Source organism: Cellvibrio sp. KY-GH-1, from assembly GCF_008806975.1.
Lineage (GTDB): Bacteria > Pseudomonadota > Gammaproteobacteria > Pseudomonadales > Cellvibrionaceae > Cellvibrio.
Genome location: NZ_CP031728.1, coordinates 353,645 through 371,097, shown reverse-complemented (window position 1 = coordinate 371,097; position 17,453 = coordinate 353,645). Strand labels below are relative to the sequence as shown.

At 45.9% G+C, this 17,453-nt stretch carries 11 protein-coding genes; 2 read left to right on the top strand and 9 right to left on the bottom strand.

What is annotated here, in order from left to right:
- Positions 1–33: 33 nt before the first annotated feature.
- The 5 genes from D0C16_RS01425 to D0C16_RS01405 form a co-directional block, all read right to left on the bottom strand.
- Complete coding sequence (locus D0C16_RS01425) at positions 34–1,890, bottom strand: cellulose binding domain-containing protein (protein WP_151030674.1); 1,857 nt, start codon at positions 1,888–1,890, stop codon at positions 34–36.
- Between the two features lie 76 nt (positions 1,891–1,966).
- A complete protein-coding gene (locus tag D0C16_RS24320; protein ID WP_151030673.1) occupies positions 1,967–3,535 on the bottom strand; it encodes a cellulose binding domain-containing protein in 1,569 nt (522 codons plus the stop codon).
- Between the two features lie 74 nt (positions 3,536–3,609).
- Positions 3,610–5,427, bottom strand: coding sequence for a cellulose binding domain-containing protein (locus D0C16_RS01415; RefSeq protein WP_151030672.1), 1,818 nt, complete (start codon positions 5,425–5,427; stop codon positions 3,610–3,612).
- 505 nt (positions 5,428–5,932) lie between these two features.
- The gene (locus D0C16_RS01410; RefSeq protein WP_151030671.1) at positions 5,933–6,757 is read right to left on the bottom strand and encodes an SDR family oxidoreductase; all 825 of its coding nucleotides are present in this window, start codon (positions 6,755–6,757) and stop codon (positions 5,933–5,935) included.
- A gap of 144 nt (positions 6,758–6,901) precedes the next feature.
- On the bottom strand, positions 6,902–7,681 hold the full coding sequence (locus D0C16_RS01405; RefSeq protein WP_151030670.1) for an enoyl-CoA hydratase: 780 nt from the start codon (positions 7,679–7,681) through the stop codon (positions 6,902–6,904).
- Positions 7,682–7,870: 189 nt separating this feature from the next.
- On the opposite strand from D0C16_RS01405, the gene argS reads away from it, so the two are divergent.
- On the top strand, positions 7,871–9,610 hold the full coding sequence (gene argS, locus D0C16_RS01400) for an arginine--tRNA ligase (protein ID WP_151030669.1): 1,740 nt from the start codon (positions 7,871–7,873) through the stop codon (positions 9,608–9,610).
- Between the two features lie 165 nt (positions 9,611–9,775).
- Here argS and D0C16_RS01395 read toward each other — a convergent pair whose 3' ends face one another.
- The 4 genes from D0C16_RS01395 to D0C16_RS01380 are packed head-to-tail and all read right to left on the bottom strand — an operon-like array spanning position 9,776 to position 15,168.
- Complete coding sequence (locus tag D0C16_RS01395; protein ID WP_151030668.1) at positions 9,776–10,039, bottom strand: hypothetical protein; 264 nt, start codon at positions 10,037–10,039, stop codon at positions 9,776–9,778.
- Positions 10,040–10,054: 15 nt separating this feature from the next.
- Entirely contained in the window at positions 10,055–12,580 is a 2,526-nt protein-coding gene (locus D0C16_RS01390) for a hypothetical protein (protein ID WP_151030667.1), read from the bottom strand.
- A complete protein-coding gene (locus tag D0C16_RS01385) occupies positions 12,540–13,271 on the bottom strand; it encodes a DUF3142 domain-containing protein (RefSeq protein WP_191968627.1) in 732 nt (243 codons plus the stop codon). The genes D0C16_RS01390 and D0C16_RS01385 overlap by 41 nt, the downstream gene beginning before the upstream one ends.
- Before the next feature lie 22 nt (positions 13,272–13,293).
- Positions 13,294–15,168 carry a winged helix-turn-helix domain-containing protein gene (locus tag D0C16_RS01380; protein WP_151030665.1) on the bottom strand — a complete coding sequence of 625 codons (1,875 nt, stop codon included), beginning with the start codon at positions 15,166–15,168 and terminating at the stop codon, positions 13,294–13,296.
- A gap of 210 nt (positions 15,169–15,378) precedes the next feature.
- Between D0C16_RS01380 and D0C16_RS01375 the strand changes: the two genes are divergently transcribed.
- A complete protein-coding gene (locus D0C16_RS01375; RefSeq protein ID WP_151030664.1) occupies positions 15,379–17,349 on the top strand; it encodes a formylglycine-generating enzyme family protein in 1,971 nt (656 codons plus the stop codon).
- Positions 17,350–17,453 lie beyond the last annotated feature (104 nt).

Below are 17,453 nucleotides of genomic sequence, written 5' to 3'. Positions count from 1 at the left end.
AAGCCCCACAACGTGAGGCCAAATTTATTTTATTTACTCACAGACCGCGCCGGTAATTGCAGGAATACTTGCTGCGGCAGCGGATTTAGTACCTTGAAATCCAAACTCAACGGTTTGCCCCGGTTGAATAGTTGAATTCCAACTCAGGTTTTTTGCGTTGTAAGGATTAGCTCCACTCAATGTGGCGTTCCACAAATTAGTAACCTTGGAACCATCTGCGTATTGCCAATTCACATTCCAACCGCTAATCACAGTGCTGGTGGTATTTTTTATGCGAATAGCTGCGGTAAAGCCATTATTCCATTGACTGTTAATTATGTAGCTGCACTTGCCAACCGCCGCAGTGCTCGATGAACTCCTCGATGAACTCCTCGATGAATTCAATGAGCTAAGCGATGAACTAGAGGTTTGCACTGAGCTGGAAGATCTAATAGAGCTTGAGGAATTGCTAGTCGATTTGGAATGGCTCGATGCGGAAGAAGATGGCTGCGGACAAACGTTAGAGTAAGAATGTTTCATCACCGTAGTCGCTACGCTGACACCACCCTTTCCATCGCTCACTTCCAGATTTACCCTGTATTCAACCAATGGCCAAAACATTGAAAACCGAATTTCCGAGTTAGTAGAGGTATAGTTCTCGGGGCCGCTCACAGTCCACTTGTAACTCAGCGCATCACCATCAGAATCCGTCGAACGCAATGCGGAGGCCTTACCATAAACCACTCCACAGCGAACGTACTCCATCGCAACGTTATCGATAACTGCGACAGGAAAGTTATTTGAAGCAACAGAGCTGCTGCTAGCGCTACTGGTAGTACCATTAAAAATGCTGGCTGGCTTAGCAGTTGCTTTAATGCCGTTCACATCGTTAAATAATAAATTACCCCAATTGGTCAGAGCATTTGCATTCCAATTAGCAACCAAATCCAATGCAGAATTTTCATTACCACTCCAGCTCCATCCAAAATAGCCAGCTCCATATTGCTGCGCATATTGCATAACTGAGGCAGCCGGCAATTGCGGTGCATTTAGTTGCACAGGAATAGTCGTATTGAACGGGTGGTAATAAGGCGCTGGGCCGAATCCACCAACAACCAGTGGAACACCAATTTCCGCAAAACTGGCTATGTAATCACGTACTTTTTCCGGATATTGATAATCATCAAAAAAATCCACAGAAAAAATCACACGATTTTTTAATGTACTGTCCTGACTGATACCCTGTGCAACATAATGCATTGCCTTGGTGGTATCCTGCGACCAATCGCTTCCGTCTAGCATTATCATAAAATTCGGCGGTAACGAACTTAGTATCCCATGGGTATAGCTCTGGGCTGTGTCTCTGTAAAATTGTTCTGTGCCATGACCAAAATGTTGGTTACCAAAACCGATAATAATATGGTTCGTCACGCCAGGTGCCGACAAAGCCATTCTCATATCGCTTGAATCCCATAAAGAAGCCGTGTTGGAGGGACTAGCGACGCCATCTACCACACCGAAACCAGCAACATCATTCGGTTCCAGTACACACACCAATTTATTTTCTGCACAGGTTTTGATAATTCCAATTAATTCGGTTACCGCCGTACGCGGATAAGTAAAGGGAACCGTCCAATTTAATGGAAATTCAATTTGTGCAGAATTCGCACCCAGTGCGGCAATATCCTTCAGTGCCTGTATTGTTTTATCCGGTGCACGGCCGTGATCAATAGTCACACCACGAAAAATAAATGGATTACCATTAGGATCCATTAACTTTCCGTTTTGCACCGTCCACCCGGTTAAGGCTACCGGCGACAATGCAAAAGCAGATGTAGCCGATGCCCCCAAGACAAGTGCCCCTATGGCTTTTACAAGTAATAATTTACGGTGAGAAAATAATCTTTTCATGGAATTTCCTTTTTTAAAAAAACCGGCAGCACACAATGGTTTACCATTGTGTGCACGTCCGAAAAATGATTAATGATTACTGGCAAATACTTCCTAATACTACAGGCACGCTCGCTGTAGCAGCGGATTTGGTACCTTGGAAACCAAACTCGGCAGTTTGTCCAGGTTGAATGGTAGAATTCCAACTCAGATTTTTTGCAGTGTATGGATTGCTACCACTCAAAGTCGCATTCCATAAATTGGTGACTTTTGAACCGTCGCTGTATTGCCAATTCACATCCCACCCATTAATAGCGGTTGTAGACGTGTTTTTAATACGAATAGATGCGGTGAAACCGTTGTTCCACTGACTATTTATCACATAGGAACAAACCGCTTTCGTGACAGCCAAACTAGACGATGACTTTGAACTGGCGGTAGAAACGCTAGACTTAATTGACGAGCTGGATCTACTAGTAGACATTAACGAACTCGAAGAACTCGACGGTTGGGCTCGCTCCGAACTCATGTAGGAGGAACTAACTACACTTATACTAGACGCACTGGAGCTAGAAAAGTTTATCGAACTACTCGTGATACTACTTGCACTACTGTTATAAATACTCGCGGGTTTTGCAGTGGCCTTAATACCACTCGTGCCATCAAACAGCAATTTTCCCCAGGGGGTTAAATTTGTTGGATTGTAATTCACCGCCATATCCAAAGCCGAATTTTCATTACCACTCCAACTCCAACCAAAGTATCCCACACCATACTGCTCCGCATACTGCATTACCAAGTCTTCAGGCAAATCATAGACCACAGCAGGACGTGGGCTAGTGTTATAGGGATGATAATATGCGGTAGGCGCAAAACCGCCGATTACCAAAGGCGCTTTAAGTTCGGAAAAACTCGAAATGTAATTGCGCACCGATTCCCCAGTCGTGTAGGAATCAAACATATCTACGGAGTAAATAATATTCGCATAATCGCCACCTCGCTGGAGGTTTCTGGCAGCTAATTGCAACATTGCCTTATCGCTATCCTGACCCCATTTATTTCCATCGATCATTATCATGAAGCCGTAAGGCAAGTTTGCTCTAAATTCTGAGAGATAGGTTTCCATCCGTACAACATAGTCGAAATCCGAATAAACATTTCCTAGAATCTGGTTACTAAGCCCAAGAATAATATGACCTTGAGCACCATTCAGCACTTCGCGCAAGTCATTCCAGCTCCAGTAATAGGCCATAATGCTTGGGCTTACCGAATTCAATGTCTCCGAATAACCACTCCCGTCATTGGGCTCCAGGACGCAAACCAATTTATTATCTTTACAGGTCTGAATGATGTCTCGTAATTCAGCAACAACGGGACGGGGAAAACTCCCCTGAATTGCGAATTCAATTTGTGCAGAGTTAGCGCCTTTTGCGGCAATATCCTTCAACGCTTGCACGGTTTTTTGAGGAGCCAAGGTGTGATTGATGGTTACCCCCCTAAACACAAACGGATTTCCATTCGGATCAATTAATTTTCCGTCCTGCACTTTCCAAAAAGTGAGGGCAAGTGGCGAAAGGGAAAATGCAGGTGCTGCGAGAAGCCCTACACTTAAAATGGCAATAGCTTTTCCAATCTTTGATTTATGAGCGCTGAATAATTTTTTCATGGCATTTCCTTTTGATTAGTTAACAAATGCACAGAGCTGTTAAAGCCCTGTGCTTTGCAAAAATTAATTTTGATTTACTGACAGATACTGCCAGTTACAACAGGAGTGCTAGCGACTGCAGCCGACTTGGTACCTTGGAAACCAAATTCAACTGTTTGGCCAGGCTGGATTGTAGAATTCCAACTCAGATTTTTTGCAGTGTATGGATTGCTACCACTCAAAGTCGCATTCCATAAATTGGTGACTTTTGAACCGTCGCTATATTGCCAATTCACATCCCACCCGTTGATCGCGGTACTAGTGGTATTTTTAATGCGAATGGCCGCAGTGAAGCCATTATTCCACTGGCTGTTAATTACATAGCTGCATTGCGCCTTTGTCGTTTGAGGAACGGAAGAACTAGAGGATGTTCTGATTGAGCTGCTGCTGGAACTACGCACAGAACTGCTAGAAGTACTTGGGCGACTCGCATCAGGTATTGAGCTGGAACTTCTAATTGAACTAGAACTGCTGCTTGAACTACTTGGACAATCTACGTAAAACGGTTGAACTGTTTTCGTTAATTGTGCAGATGCACCTTTTGAATCAGTTACCGTCAACGTCAACTGGTAGTACATTCTATTTTGGCTTGGGAAACTGGCAGTACAGGCTGATGCGGATGTAGATGCACCACCGCTAATTTGCCAGGAACAAGAGAATGCATCACCTTCCGGGTCAATAGTTGCGTCCGCATTTGCGTTGATGATTCCAACCGCTTCCCGCCCATTACAGAACGTAGTGGGATAGTTGCTTACACTAAAGCCGGGTACCGGCGGAAGATTTGCCGAACTGAAACTACTACTCGAACTGCTAGTACTACTAAATATGCTGGCAGGTTTTGCAGTAGCTTTTATTCCATTGACTCCGTTAAGTGCTAAATCACCCCAAGTAGTTAGCTGCGCAGGGTTCCAATTACTCACTAAATCAAGCGCAGAATTTTTATTACCACTCCAACTCCATGCAAAATAACCAACGCCTGCTTCCTGCGCATATTGCATAACGGACGCGGCTGGGAGTTGTGGCACCACTAGCGGCATAGAGCCATTGTAGTTCGGATGATAATAAGCGGTTGGTGCAAACCCACCGATGACTAACGGAGCACCAATCGCCTTGAAGCGCGCAATGTATTCACGAACCGTTTCAGGGTTCGAGTATTTATCAAACATATCAATGGAAAAAATAACGTTTTGTAGCGCGTTTCCAGGAGCGCGAGTTTCCTCCGCGAGAGAAACCATCGCCTTATCAACATCCTGGCCCCACAAATTGCCATCCACCATTACAGTGAAGCCGGGCAAGGACGAACGCAGGTTGCTTAAATAGGTATACATACGGGACTTATATTCGGCAGCCGGCGCGCTATTGCCAAGCGCTTGATTGCCCAAACCGATAATAATGTAATCCTGCTGACCGGCAACGACTGGCAAAAAATCATCCCAAGACCATGAACCAGCATAAATATCGGGAGATTGCGAACCAGTACCTTCCGGATACCCACTAATATCATTGGATTCCAATACGCAAATCAACTTGTTTGCTTTACAAGCCGCTACGATTTGTTTCAACTGGGCTGCAACTTCACGCGGGAAGCCATTATAAAATGCGATGGGAAATTCGATTTGTACCGCATTGGCTCCAGTAGCCGCGACATCTTTTATCGCTTGCACGGTTTTTTCGGGAGCCAAGGTATGGTCAATAGTTACTCCGCGAAACACAAATGGCTGACCGTTACGATCAATTAATTGGCTGCCCTGAACAGTCCAATTGGCCAACACCGCTTGCGAGCTCGAAAGTGCTAAAGCGGCAATCCCAAGGGTTCTTAAAAGTGAAGCAGATTTATTATCAAAATATCCCATCTTATTTTCCTTTATCTAGTGCCGCCTCAAAACTGTAAAAAGCGGCACGTCTTGTCGTTATTAATGAGTAGCGCGCGCTTTTTTACATGAAAAAATCACTTGCTAATCGCTTATCTCTCACCATCGACAGGGGTATTGATTGAATGCAAACATTATTTTTATATTTCTATTTCACGCAAAAAAAGACAGTTCCACCAGGCTCTTATCAAGCTATTTTTTATAAAATGCAGTCAAAAGAAAAATTATGTCAATACAATGACTAACTTCAAAAACAGAAAAGATGAAATAAAAACAGGGTTTCGAATGACTTTATTGTTAATGCCGAGATAACGAATCTCATTTACAGGAAGATTATATTTTTATTGTTGTTTACAACAGCTTGCACGGGTACAACTGAATACGCAATCCGGTTGCCAAATAAAAAACCCGTAGAATTGCGAAACAGTTTGCAATTTCTACGGGTTAGCGAGAAAAAATTTTGCTTATGAAAATTTGCTTTTAATACCTATTTTGCCTTTGGCGTGGATTTTAACATTTCCGCTAAACCGGCCCCTACAACCGCTGCCCCGCCCTGCGCCCAACCCCCGTCCACCGGAATCACCGCGCCACTGATGTAACTCGCAAAATCCGACGCCAAAAATAAGCAAGCATTGGCAATATCATCTGTAGATCCCAAGCGTTGAAGTGGTACAGATTTGGTAACCGCTGTGCGAAGTGCCTCACTGGGTGAAAGACGCCGCATGCCTTCGGTATTATCGATAGGGCCGGGAATAATCGAATTAATGCGCACACCTTCTGCGCCCCACTCCAAACACAACGTCCGGGTAATCATATCCACGCCCGCTTTAGCGGCACACACATGGCTCTGCCCTGCCATTGGGATTTCAGCTTGCGGCGCGGAAATATTGATAATCGATGCACCCGGCTTTTTCAGGTGAGGGTATACAGCCTGCATAACGTGAAATGTACCCAACAAGTCAATTTCAATTACTGAACGAAAACCATTGGGGGACATACCCATCGCCAGCGCCGGAAAATTTCCCGCCGCACCGGATATGACCACATCCAGTTTTCCCCAATCGGCGGCGATTTTATCGATACCAGCTTTGATCGCGTCCACTTCGCGCACATCAGCAGAAAAACCCGTGGCATTTGCGGCGCCGTAATTTTTCAGCGATTGCACCGTATCATCAACTTTTTCCTGCGAGCGACTGACTACTGCTACTCGCGCACCAGCCTTGGCAAACGTTTCTGCAATACCGCGATTTATGCCACTGGTACCGCCGACCACTAAAATGTTTTTATTGTTAAAATCGAATGTAAAAGTCATGGATATATCCCGGATTAATTTAATGAGTTCAATTATTGGGTTCAATAAATTGAACCCCTACATACAATCAAAACCCCATCGTAGGGGCACAATTTATTGCGCCCTGATTTATTGCGCCCTATCTTTAAAAACCGAACCGCTCTATTAAAACCTGGAAAAATCCGGCGCGCGTTTTTCAAAAAACGCTGTTACCGATTCTTTGCACTCTTCTGATGCCAAGCCTTCGGCAAAGCCCGCATATTCGGCCTGCAAGGATTGCTCGACAGCACTTTTAGTCGCCGCGCGCAGCAATGCTTTGGAGCGGCGAACCGCTGCCGGTGGTTGATGTGCAAGGCGCTGGATTTTTCCATGCGCGTAATTGTTTAGTTCACTTGCAACAACCGCTTTGGTTGCCAAACCCATAGTCGCCGCTTCAGCTCCCGAAAATGGCTCACCCAATAAAAATAACTCTGCTGCTTTTTGTTGGCCCACGACACGGGGAACCAAAAAGCTACTCGCGTATTCAGGGCACAACCCGAGGTTTACAAAAGGTAATTGCAAGCGCGCATCCTCCGCGACATACACCAGATCGCAATGCAGTAACATAGTTGTGCCAATTCCCACCGCGTGGCCACGTACAACGGCCACCACCGGTTTTGCACAATGGCGCAGGGCGTTAATAAAGCGCACTACCGGGTGCTTATCGTGGATTTCCGGCTCATTCATAAAATCCATCAAGTCATTGCCGCTGGTGAAAAACTCCTCCGTGCCGGTGAGCACAATCACCCTAACGTTCGCTTCGACATCCGCCGCGAGAATTAAGTCTGCCAATGCAGAGTACATGGCCAGGGACAAGGCGTTTTTACGTTCGGGGCGATTGAGGCTGAGCGTGAGAATGCGCTCCTGCAACTGTGTCACTACCTGTGGAATCGGGCTATCGATCATCTTCTTATCCTTATGCACGTTGATGGTTGAAAGTTGAACTTGGGGACGAAGGCTAAAAACCGTGGTTTGAGTATAGCCATAACCCATGGCATCCCCCACCCCGCGCAGGTACAATTCCCACCCTTATTTGATTGCCCCTATTTGACCGGCCCCTTGGCCACTTTTTCAGCAAACGGCGACCCCGAATTTATGAATATCCGCGAATTACTAAACCAGAAAGTGCTTGCCGCCATGGCCGCGTGCGGCGTACCTGCCGACCTACCCGCTTTGATTGCTCCGGGCAAAAAAGCCGGTTTTGGCAATTACCAGGCCAACTGTGCCATGGGTGCCGCGAAAATTATGGGTACTAACCCCCGCGAACTCGCCACCCGAATCGTGGCAGCGCTGGATCTGGACGGCATCGCCGAAAAATTGGAAATCGCGGGCCCCGGCTTTATTAATATCGACCTCAAACCTGAATGGTTAGGTGAGCAAATTGCCAACGCCCAAACCGACGTGCGCCTGCAAGTCAGTACGACTGATCAAGCGCAAACCGTGGTAATCGACTACTCCGGCCCCAACCTTGCCAAAGAAATGCACGTGGGTCATTTGCGCTCCACCATCATTGGCGACTCCCTGGCACGCCTGCTGGAATTCCTCGGCCATAATGTTATTCGTCAAAACCACGTTGGCGACTGGGGCACCCAGTTCGGTATGTTGATTGCCGAACTCGAAGAGCAACTAGGTACCCATGGCGATGCCGGGATGCAACTGAAAGACCTCGAAGTCTTTTATCAGCAAGCCAAAAAACATTTTGATGATGATGAAGCCTTCGCCAACAAAGCGCGTGATTACGTTGTGCGCCTGCAAGGTGGCGATGAAAAAATGTTGAAGCTGTGGCAACAATTTAAGGAAGTATCGCTACATCACTCCACCGAGATCTACGAAAAACTCAATGTAACACTGCGCGATGAAAACGTGCGCGGCGAAAGTTTTTACAACGATGATCTCGCACCGCTGGTAAAAGAGTTACAAGATAAAAAACTTGCAGTAGAAGATAAGGGCGCGCAGGTAGTATTTCTGGAAGAGCTTGCCGATAAAGAGGGCAACCCGTCTCCAGTTATTATCCAGAAACAAGGCGGCGGCTTTTTGTATGCCACCACCGATTTGGCGGCCCTCCGCTACCGGGTAAATACGTTGAAAGCCAATCGCATTATGTATTTCATCGATGCGCGTCAATCACTGCATATGCAGCAAGTATTTACCATTTCGCGTAAAGCCGGTTTTGTTGATAACAGCGTAAGCCTGGAACACCTCGCCTTCGGCACCATGATGGGCAGCGATGGCAAACCGTTTAAAACCCGCACCGGAGGCACCGTAAAACTCGCCGAGTTATTAGTGGAAGCCGTTGAGCGCGCAGGCACAGTGGTGAGCGAAAAAAATCCGGAATTGTCTGCAACCGATATTGCCGAGATTTCGCGCAAGGTTGGCATAGGTGCAGTCAAATACGCCGACCTGTGTAAAACCCGCACTAATGATTACGTATTCAGCTGGGAATCCATGCTCAGCTTTGAAGGTAATACTGCACCCTATTTGCAATATGCATTTACGCGCGTGCAAAGTATTTTCCGCAAAGCAGGTGTTGCCCCTGAATCATTGAAAAATGAAATTATTATCGGCACCGAGCAAGAAAAGACACTTGCGATTAAATTACTGCAATTCAGCGAGGTATTGGATCAAGTCGCGCGTGAAGCACTACCGCATTTACTCTGCACGTACCTATATGAAATCGCTAGCCTCTATATGACATTCTATGAAGCCTGCCCGATTTTGAAAGATGGTATAACGCCAGAAATTCGCGACAGCCGCTTGCGCCTGTGTCATTTGGTAGCGAGAACCATCGAGCAAGGGCTGGATTTATTAGGTATCGAAGTGATGGAGCGGATGTAGTCCGACTCCCTTGAAAAAAAGGCCACGCAACTGCGTGGCTTTTTTGTTTTCAAACTACAAGAATTTCGCGTGTTTAATTTGTATGCACATTCAAATCAATTAAGAAATGCCCAAGCAAACAACTCACACACGTCCGTATGTAGGATCTGTTTACTGAGTAAATTATTACGCATCACTAGCTATCCTCTCACACCAAACTCTTTGACCAGGATGATGTTGATCAATGGTTTCTAATGCGCACTCGACTTGATACCTATCATCTGGCGCTACGGTATAAGTAAAATTAGTAAGCTCTACACCCAACGTTCGAATCGCATCAATTTCCCGATCAATCAAAACACCAGCGCCAATCCATACAGGATATTGAGCACTCATGATCAACGACTTCATTTCTTCATAGCCGTTACGAGTTACCACAAAAATCACCATATCATCCTTCTCTCACTAATAGTGATACGGGGTTTTCTCAGCCCAGTTACTGTTAGCATATTTCCGATGCAACAATTTAAAAGCGGCCTCACTAGTCATTCCCTCCTTACCGTACCCCCAAGTGCAGCTGTAACCCTCAATACCAACCTTGCCGCACATAGTGAGGAAATGGAGTGTTTTTGCTTCGTTTTCGTCCTTACCAGACTTAAACAAGGACATTGCCTTGTTGAAATAGCTAAAAGGCGTTTCTTTATCTTGTGCAGTTAATGTTTGTGCACAAGATTCCGGAAGATCTTCCCGCTGCAATGCCAAGGGCAAATTATGCAGCGGCGCCACATGAACTTTCATGAAATAACCTACATTCATATAAGCCGCACCCAGCTTTTGTTTGGCAACGATGTTTTTTACCGCCGTTCGAATTGCCACATACTCCTGAATCAATTCATCGGTGTGCGATGACATCAACGCCTGCAAGGATTCAAAATCTCCGTTATATAGATAACGCTTGGCGATATCCGCAAACAGTAGGTGCTTGTTATCCAAACTGATTAATGGATTACCCAATGATTTTTTTTGCAGCTCAATATCGCACAGCGATGCCAGGTAATTTTGTTTAATCAATCCGTTTTCCATAACATTATTCAGGAATAATCCCTCAACACCTTGTTTGGCAGCCACAATTCGCGCGATTTCGTAGTCCGCATGACGATGCAGATTATAGTGGTATTGGTATTTAATAGTGTCGCGCCAACGCACAATGGCCACCTGCCAATCACCTTTTGCTTCCAGCGCACGCAACAGCAGCAAGTGTTCGGCTTCATTCAATTCCACTTTCGTAGAGAGTTCGTCAACAACACGCGCATACTTCTGCTCCTTATATGCGTCAACCAAGGCTATAAATTGAGTTAAGCGTTTTACAGGAGCGGACGCTGACGCTAGAGTATTACTATCCGACAGTTCCTTTGCCAATAGAAAGCGGATGGGGGCAAGGGAATCAATGGTTGCGTCAAACGAAGCAAATCGCCAATATTCAACCAGGGTATTTTCTAATAATTCAGTATCACTTTTTTGCCACACCGCTTTTTTCAAAACAGGCGACACAACACCATCGCTGTATACACGCAACAGAGCATTGTAATTAACGTTATCACCAACCAGCCAATAGCCCCGACGCATCAACCCTTGAGCCGAAGCAACATATTTGCTATCGGGGTAATCCTGGGTGAATTGGTTCAGCCGCTCAATAGCTACTGAAGCCCGAACTTTAGCCTCTTCTTGCTGCTCGGGCGACTCATAAAACTCCAGGTACTCCTCCGCTGGTTGAGCATCAATTAAACTAATACGGGCACTCATATAGGCAGCCAGATCACGCAACTGGCTATTCGACCCTTTGGCTATTTCGTTAAATAGTAATTCGGATTCTTTATTCTTATTGAGATAAAAATTTGCAGCGGCTTGCAAATAAAGATCAAACTCGGAGCCGCTATTTTCCGAAAATTTTTCTGCACTTGCAGTTAGCGCCTCGGCAGAAGCACAACTCTCATACAACTCAAACCTTGCGCTCATTAACCGAACCACTTCAGCCTTATCAAGCGACGAAGCGCCAAGCCGGGAAGCAAACGCTTGAATTGAATCAACATTATTACTTTGACAACGCCCCCAGTAATAATCCTTATCCATCAAGGGAAGGTAAATATCAGCTTGAGCTTTAGCACTTTCAGCATTTTCGCCCGGGGTTCCACCTAAAACAGATAGCAGCTGACTCGTTAGACTATGCTGCTGAACATTGAGATTTTGCACAGGGATATCTGCCAAGTATTTTTTGGCATCATCCAATTCACCATAGTTAAAACTACCCCACACCAAATAGATCTGGGCAACATAACGCAAAGGTTCCTTTTCACTCATTTTTATCAGTTTTGCCTTAAGTTCATGCCAACGATCAAGCTCATAAGCAAAACCCGCTGGAGTCAGCCCTTCCTTTTTGCAAAACCGTAGCGACCAATAAACACTACTATGAGAGGATAAAAATTGTTGGTAGGTCGGCGAACCCAGTCCGTCCGGCGCTTTATTATCTGCAACAGATATATCCTTAATAGGAACCGCGCTATTTATCACCAAATCATAAATACTGCTGTAGCGCTCGTAATTACAACCACCATTCTGATTTATAGTAGCGGATGACTCAGTTGCAAAGGCAACCGTTATCTTTCTTCCGGATTGGCTTAGCGCATTACCGATAGCGGCGAGAAAATCGGCGTCTTTTTGCTTTTGAATAGTGCGATTATCAACTTCATCAGACTTGCTGATTGACGATTCAATAAACTGCTCAAAAATATAAAAACTGTCTTTACCTTTTGGAGCGGCGGGATCAAAGGGAAGCGTAGAAAGCATATCTGTTTCCAGTGCATCGTACTCAGGCCCGCAAGCTAATGCGGGAAAGCCCACAAGCAGCGTACCAATCATTACCGCTAAACAATTTTTCCTTACAGTTCCGATATTAACGGTTAAGGAAAATTGTGGTTCCTTGATAATATTCATTTAGCGAAAACTCCAATGTTTGAAAAGGCTTAGCCATTGTTATTCCAAGTTTATAAGGGTGTTTGTAATTACCAATATGATGCAAGTAATTAGCGATATTCGGTAGCGGAAAAAAATTGTTGTACAACTGAAAATGTATGTAACTTACATTGCGGGACACATCAGCCAGCGCAGCAGGGTTATCCGTTAACCAAGTCACCAGCCCTGTGACACTCAGCATGACCGCATCCCCTTGACCATTATTATTAAGGGTAGCAGCAAGCTGCTTTAAAAAGCTGGAATAATCTGCCAAGTGCGCGGAAGCACAATCATAATCCAGCTGAATCTCTTTAATTTCAACGCCTTTTAACTTCCATTCACTCAGCAAATACCTGAGATGAAACACCAATCGTTCAACATCTTCTATTCTATACAGGCGCACCAGCAGAATAAGGGAATGTTGCTTAAAGCGGGCGGACGGGGAAACACCTCGCTTTACAAAATCCCGCGAGCTCCCCTCCAATAGATAATCCCCTTGATACAGGTATAACTGATCCCCTGCAGACACAAAACGCAAATCACTTTCTTTCCACAACCAATAGGATTTTACGGTTGCCGCCTCCTTACTGTTAAAAAAATAGATACCGGCCACCATAAATAGCAAACAAAAAGCTGGCATTCCCTTTTTTAACATGACCCTGATTATCGACATGAACCAAACCTTTCCCATAGAGTTAACGTGGTATCGCGATCGAAAACCTGTCCAACGCTTCGCGATTTACTCGTAGCCAATAAGAGTAGTTGCTGGCTTCTTTAGCAAGAAACTGTTTATAAATTGCCATTTTTTCGGGCTGGTTAGTTGCCTTATAAACCCCCAACAGGGCGAGCGCCGAATCCAGTGCGATGTATTTCTGCCCACTTAAATTGGCCAATTTAAAAGCCAATAATGCATGCGTTTCTGCTTGAGGCCAATCCTGACGGGCGGCGTGAATATTGGACACTATCAATTCTTCGGATGCGCCCAACTTGCCAACATTTGTATATAAACCCAGGGCTTCGTCCCAGCGCGACTGTTTAATGAATAGCTGCGTTAAATGCTCCCGTGCGCGATCTCTCTCCCACCACTTTTGATCGACGGGCAATATGGCTAGCACTTTACGATAGTATTTTTCTGCCGCGGGATCAGTTTCCGCATACATACCGGAGTAAAAATAAATCAGCCCATAATGCTCGCGCGCTTGAAGGATTTGATCGAGTATCGATTCCGCACGCTCTAAATATTTTTGACGATCGTCTTTATTACCGAATTTATTGGCTACAACAGAGAGGTATGCGCTTATACTCATCTCCAGTAGTGGGTCATTTGCTTGTTGTGCAAACCCCATGGCAAGAATCAACGCTTGTTTAAATCCGTCGTAGTCATGCTGCTCGAACGCCAAATAACTATAGGTTTGCTGCACTAACGCCAGGTTGCGGTAATCTTGCTGTACGGTAAATATTTCTAATGCCTTGCGCAAAGCAGCTGCGGCTTCGGCAAACAGTGATTGCGCCATATAGGCACTAGCCGCTATTACATAAGCTTCACCTTCACACGTTTTGTCATTGTGTAATTTGGCTTTAGCACCCAGTGCATCGGCTAATAAGATGGCATTGCTGTGGTTGCCAGTGCGCGACTCGCTATTTGCCAATGCGGCGAGCACCACTAGATCATCCGGTTCCTGTTGGTACAGAATCTTCAAACGCGCATTGATTAGATTGGAATCCGCCGGATCTATCTCTAAAACTCCCGAATTTACAATCAAGGCCAGGTGTTTATCGAGCGCCTCCAATAACAGGGGAAGATTGTTAGCGCTGTGGCTGGCAGACCAACCTCCCTGCTTACTCTTTAATAGATAGCGAATGGAAACCTGCTGATCATGCATTCCGACTATTGCGGCCATTACGACACTGCCATTCGTTTGCTGCAGGAGCCGACCCAGGTATTTTTGAGGCGCATGAAAAAAATCCCGGTAATCCTTAACATCCTTTACGGCAACCGCTGAAATGCTGTCGGTTTGATTGAGCGAATCCCACACAGGTTGTACCAGTTCAGCATGAATGGATTGGCTGTGCTGATTGGCAGGTTCAATTAAGAGTGGCAATAAGGCAACGCGGGTTCGCACCAATTGTTCCTGTGGGCGCATAAGCAGAACAGCAATCACGCACACGATCGCTACTGCCGGAATAGCCAACAACCAGAGACGCCGTCCATTTCCAAAGGTGGCTTTTGAAGGCCCTTCATTAGAAGCAATCGGCTGCGCAGGTGCAGCATCTATAAAAGGTTTCACCTCAAGCTGCCATTGATAACCTTTTTTAGGAAAGGTCTTTATGGCTTCATCGCCCAATAACGCACGCAGCACGCTAATGTTTTGGAATACGGCCTGCTCGGAAACGACCTTGCCGTTCCAGACCTGCGCCAGAATATCGTCTTTACTAAAGACACGCTGCGGCTCACTGAGAAAGAGTGCAAGCAGCCTCGCTTCATTGTATCGACAGCCAATCACCTCATTCTTTTTATAAAGTGTGAGTTGTTCAGTGTCGAACATAAAATCATTAAACAGATATTTCATCAGTACCGCTATTTCCTCGTTACGGGGAGCGAATCGTTATTGTGTGGTTATAGATCGATTGATTTGACCAAAAAACACCCACCCATAGCCGTACAAATTTCTCAACGTTTTCTCATCGAGAAAAAATAGAAAAAAAATAAGACTTCGCAGAACGCATTTCATAGAGTCCGGCAGTAGCAAAACATCACAAACCCAGCAAAGGATTTAACTATGCGTCACCTTGTTACCGGCCTCTTAGCACTTTGTTGTGCAACCCTTTACGCCGCCGATAAAGCCAGCCCCCCGGTGTTAGAACCGCTTATGGTTCCCATTCCTGCCGGGGAGTTTTTAATGGGGAGCAGCGAGACCCCTGCCGAACAGCCAATTCACAAAGTAAAAATAAAACCCTTCCGCCTGGCGCAATATCCGGTAACCATAAAAGAGTTTTTGCAGTTTACCGAGGCGACCAATTATCAGGCAACCGGCAAGTGCCTGTATAAAATGGAGGATGGAAAACTACATGAACTGGATGCGCAGTCACCTGCGGGAGTGGCGCGCATCGCGGGTGAATACGCCCCAATTAGTTGTGTAAGCTGGACCGAAGTGCAGGACTATATCAGTTGGCTTAACCAGCAGACTGGCAAACACTATCGCTTACCCAGTGAAGCTGAGTGGGAATACGCCGCCCGCGCCGGCAGCAATATGCGCTTCCATTTTGGCGATGATGAAAAAAAGCTCTGCGACTACGGCAATGGTTACGACCAGACCATTTACTTCGCGTTCAGTCGTGATTTCCACTCAAGGGAACAACCCCTGGCCTGCGACGATGGAGAAACCTTCGCAAACACCATCGGCCTTTATAAGCCCAATGCTTACGGACTCTACGACATGCAAGGTACCGTACGCCAATGGATTGCCGATTGTTATCACCCCGACTACCAGAAGGCGTCTGCAACCGCTAAACCACGGCACAGCGACAGCTGCCAGCAATTTGCGCGTGGCGGCTCCTGGATGACCGATGCCAGTTCTTTACGCACTGCGTATCGCCCACTGGCACAGGATGTTAGCGGCACTAAGGACACGCGCTTTTCTGATCGCGGCTTTCGCCTGGCATTGGATGAGGCAGGTAATCACCTTGCGCCGACCAGCGAACAACAGAAAGATTTTTTGACGGGCTTAACCAGCGCACAAAAAGTCGCACAGGAACGCAGATCACTAATGCGCAAGGAACATCAAAATTTATTGGACGCCTATAAAACCCTGCGCACAACACCATTAGTTACGCCACCCATGGTGACCATAACCGGCGGTGATTTTTTAATGGGCAGCGAGTTTGCAGACAATGAAAAACCGATTCATAAGGTCAGCGTGAAAAGTTTTAGGATTTCAAAATACGAAGTCACCATCAAGCAGTTCAAACAATTTGCTGCTGCAACCCAGTATATAACCGGCAATACTTGCTGGAAATTTGTGAACCAAAATGGCGGACGTTTTAATAACGGTTTTGAACCAGCGCCAGGTAATTGGTTAACCACCGACTATGCGCCAAGCGATTTTCATCCGGTAATGTGCGTGAGCTGGGATGATGCCAATGCCTACCTCGCCTGGTTGTCACAACAAACCGGGCGAAAATTCCGTTTACCCACCGAAGCAGAATGGGAATATGCGGCCCGTGCCGGCACCACTACTCGCTATTTTTTCGGTGAAGATGACAAGAAGCTGTGTGAATACGCCAACACCTTTGATAAGAGCGGAATGCGTGCATTTGCCCGCGATAAAAACTATCAACAGAAAGAAAAAACTTGCGATGACTATGCGGAGTACACCAGCATTGTCGGCATGTACAAGCCGAATAGCTTCGGACTTTATGATGTGACTGGTAACGTAAGCGAATGGGTGCAAGATTGTGATCACAACAACTATAACGGTGCTCCCACCGATGGCAGCGCCTGGCTTGCAGATGAATGCAACATGCGCGTGCGCCGGGGAAATACCTACGGTCCACACAATGAATCACAAGTAACCATGCGCGGCCACGGCGGGCAAACCAACCGCTCGGCCCTGGGTGAAGGTTTTCGTATAGTTGAAGAAATTGATCCAGCGCTGGCAGTTAATGAAAGGGATGATAAAAATAATCCGTTTGAAATCGAATTAGCGAAGGCGCAACAAGCGGAGCGCACCAAACGAAAAACAGAAAAATGAAATAAGATCGGATTTTTTCACAGCAATTAGTCTGTAGTGCCTTTGAGGCTATTAGTGAAGGGCAGGATTGCATAAACAATCCTGCGCCTGCCATGTTTATCCAA